General features: G+C 71.0%; 1 protein-coding gene. It reads left to right on the top strand.

Annotated features, from left to right (window positions below; all coding sequences use genetic code 11):
- Positions 1 to 23 precede the first annotated feature (23 nt).
- The coding region (locus EN850_RS33605) for a hypothetical protein (RefSeq protein ID WP_210238004.1) at positions 24 to 445 on the top strand (422 nt) is incomplete at its 3' end.

Raw genomic sequence — 445 nt, 5'->3', positions numbered from 1 at the left:
CCACCCAACCGGCGGTCGAACGCATGGACCAGGCCTGTTGCGCGCATCGCGGCTGGCAGCTGAAGGCCTGGACCGACATCGGCCGCAGCTCCGGGGGCGGTGGCACCTCGCCACTGGGCAACAACGACCGCCACTACGGCGTGGAAGTGGAGACACCGCTCCTTGATGACCGCTGGCGGTTGTTCGCCCTGGCCGACCGGCGCTCGACCGACTTCCAGGACCAGCGCATCGATCCGCTGTGGCTGGGTGCGGGCGTGCGTTACCGCTTCGGGCGGCTGGATGCGGAAGCGGCGGTGCTGCGCGCCAACGACCACATCGGCGACACCGGCCTGCGCGTCGGCGTCGGCTGGCAGTTCAACGATTCCTGGCACGCCGGCCTGGTGGTCGCACGCAATGACCCGGAGGCCTCGATGCAGGCGCGCGCGGCCGGCATCACCGCCGACAG

Source organism: Mesorhizobium sp. M8A.F.Ca.ET.207.01.1.1 (genome assembly GCF_004794715.1).
GTDB lineage: Bacteria > Pseudomonadota > Alphaproteobacteria > Rhizobiales > Rhizobiaceae > Mesorhizobium.
Note: the sequence above shows the minus strand (reverse complement) of the source record. Positions and strands in the feature narration are given on the sequence as shown.